Annotated in this window: 2 protein-coding genes; both read right to left on the minus strand. The window is 70.6% G+C overall.

Annotation, left to right across the window (positions count from 1 at the left end; translation table 11 throughout):
- Nucleotides 1-194: 194 nt before the first annotated feature.
- Nucleotides 195-1859, minus strand: a complete 1665-nt coding sequence (locus ACLBYE_RS30050; protein ID WP_447696959.1) for a DHA2 family efflux MFS transporter permease subunit — start codon at nucleotides 1857-1859, stop codon at nucleotides 195-197.
- A partial coding sequence (locus ACLBYE_RS30055; protein ID WP_447696960.1) for an HlyD family secretion protein occupies nucleotides 1856-3049 on the minus strand: 1194 nt, incomplete at its 5' end. The genes ACLBYE_RS30050 and ACLBYE_RS30055, both read right to left, overlap by 4 nt.

Here is a 3049-nt window from a genome sequence, read left to right on the forward strand (position 1 = left end):
GCGACTCTTCCGGACTGTTCTCATCCCTCACCCTGTCCCTCTCCCGCACGGGAGAGGGGACCCGCGCCTCGTTCGGCACGGGCTCGCCGATCGCCTGCGTCCCAACCCGATCGGGAACGGCTCTAGGGACGGCGGTCGGTCCGCGCGCCGGCGGCGCGCCCGGCGTCCGGGCGGCGCCCTGGCCGCGACCGCCCTCAATGCCCCCCGGCCGGCGCCCCGCCGCCGAGCTTGACGCTCTTCAGGCTCAGGGCCAGCGGCACCGCGCAGGCCGCGACGAGGCCGAGCACCCAGAACACGTCGATATAGGCCCAGTAGGCCACCTGCGTGCTGAGGACGCTCCCGATCCACGCCGTCGCCTGGTTCTGGGCCTCGATCCCGGCGTAGCCGTGCTCGGAGAAGTACTGCGTCGCCTGCCGCATGGTCTCCTGATAGGCCGGCGAGGCCGGATTGACGCTCTCCACCAAGCGGCTCTGATGGAACTGGCTCCGGTAGGCCAGGATGTTCTGCGCCAGGGAGACGCCCATCGAGCCGCCGACGTTGCGGGCGACGTTGATCAGCGCCGAGGCCTGGTCGGTCTGGTCCTTGCGGATGCCCTCGTACGAGGCCGAGGTGATCGACAGGAACACCATCGGCAGGCCGATGCCGATATAGACCCGCGACCACGCGAAGAACGCGAAGGTCGTGCTGCCGTCGATCCGCGTCAGGTCGTACATGCCCAGCGCCACGATGGTCATGCCGGTGGCGATCAGCCATTTCGGCTGGACGTAGGACGAGATCCGGCCGGTGAGGAACATCATCACCACCGTGACGATGCCGCCCGGGCCGAGGACGAGGCCCGACAGGGTGGCGGTGTAGCCGTAATATTCCTGCGTGATCTGCGGGATGAACTGCGTGGTGGCGATCAGGATCGCCCCGGTGAACATCATCACCAGGAAGCATGAGCCGAACTGGCGGTTGCCGATGAGGCGGAGGTCGACGGCCGGGTTCTCGCGGGTCAGCAGCCACGGGATCATGGCGATGAACGAGACGACCATCAGCACGCCGGACACGTTCATCAGCGTCGAGGTGCCGAACCAGTCCTTCCGCTGGCCCTCGTCGAGGATCACCTCCAGCGAGCCGAGGAACAGGGCGACCAGCACGAAGCCGACGATGTCGAAGCGGATGCCCTTGCGCACCAGGGCGCGGCGCTCCTTCTTGGCCGCGTCGCTGTCCTCGATCAGCCAGTACATCAGCCCGAGGGCGATCACGCCCACCGGCCCGTTGATCAGGAAGCACCAGTGCCAGGAGGCGTTATCGGAGAGCCAGCCGCCCAGCGTCGGGCCGATCACCGGCGCCACCACGATGGCGACCCCGTAGAGCGCGAAGGCCTGGCCGCGCTTCGCCGGCGGGAAGGAATCGGCGAGGATCGACTGCGCGAGCGGCGCCATGCCGCCGCCGCCGAGCCCCTGCATCACCCGGAACAGCAGCAGCGATTCCAGACTCCAGGCGAAGCCGCACAGGATCGACGAGACGGTGAACAGCGCCACCGACCACATGAAGAACGCCTTGCGGCCGTAGCGCTTGGCCAGGAAGCTCGACGCCGTCAGGGTGATCGCGTTGGCGACGAGGTAGCTCGTCACCACCCAGGCCGCCTCGTCCGGACCGACCGCGAGGCCGCCCGAGATGTAGCGCAGGGCCACGTTGGCGATGGTGGTGTCGAGCACCTCCATGAAGGTCGCCAGCGCGACCACGCCGGCGATCAGCCACGGATTGTGGCCGCCCGGCGCCTTCCCGGACGCGGCCTTGCCGCCCGCCGCCTTGCCCGCACCCGGCCTGCGCCCGGGCGCGGCCGCGCTCCCCCGGCCGGCCACGGCGCTCACCGCACCGTGACGGTCGGGACGATCGACATGCCCGGGCCGATCGACACGTCCGTCGGCCAAGACTTGACCACGATCTTGACCGGGATGCGCTGGGTCACCTTCACGTAGTTGCCGGTGGCGTTCTGCGCCGGCAGCAGGCTGAAGGCCGTGCCCGAGCCCGGCTGCACCGAGGCCACCGTGCCCTGGATCTTGCGGCCGGGATACGCGTCGATCTCGATGTCGACCGGCTGGCCCGGCCGCATGTCGGTGATCTGCGTTTCCTTGAAGTTCGCCGTCACCCAGATGTCGTCGGGCACGAACATCGCCAGGGTCTGGCCGGCCTGGGCGAGCTGGCCGACGCCGCCGGTGAGCCGCACGACGCGGCCGGCCTGCACGGCGCGGACCGTCGTGTAGCCGAGGTTCAGCTCGGCCTGCTCGACCTGCGCCCGGTCGCGGCCGAGCTGCGCCTGGGTCGAGGCCTTCTGGGCCTGGAGCGAGCCGACCTGCTTCTGCGCGGCGACCACGCTGGCGTTGGCGCTCTGCACGGCCGCCTGCCGCTGCTGCAGCGTCGAGGTCGCCGACTGCGACTGCTGGACCGAGCCGGAGCCGCGCTCGGCGAGGTCCTTGTAGCGGGCCGCGTCCTCCTGGGCGAATTTCAGCGCCGCCTCGGCGGTGGCGACCTGCGCCTTGGACACCTCGATGTTGGCGTACTGCGCCTGGATCTGCGCGTCGATGTTCTTGATGCCGGCCTCGTCGGCGGCGACCTGCGCCTTCGCCTGGTCGAGGGCGATGTCGTAGTCGCGCTGGAAGACCTGGAACAGGATCTGGCCGGCCTCGACGTGCTGGTTGTCGGTGACCGGCACGTCCACGAGGTAGCCGCCGACCTTCGGCTGGATCGAGATGCTGCGCGCGTCGACGAAGGCGTCGTCGGTGCTCTCGTAGGGGTGCATGTAGAGCAGCCAGTAGAAGAACACGCCGACGCAGAGCGCGACGACCGCGAGCCCGCCGAGCAGGAACGCGAGCGGGTGGCGGCGCAGGACGCTCGGGCGCCGCGCGTCGTCCCCGTCGTCGTCGGTGCCTTCGGCCTCCGCGTCGGCCTGCCCGTCCCGCGCCTCGGGCGCGTCGCGGTCGGCCTCCTCCGGGCGGGGCTCGCGCGCGGCCGGCGCGGCGCGGCCGAGATCGAGCACGTCGCGCTCGCGCGCGGCCGCGCG

The organism is Methylobacterium sp. A52T (assembly GCF_053346095.1).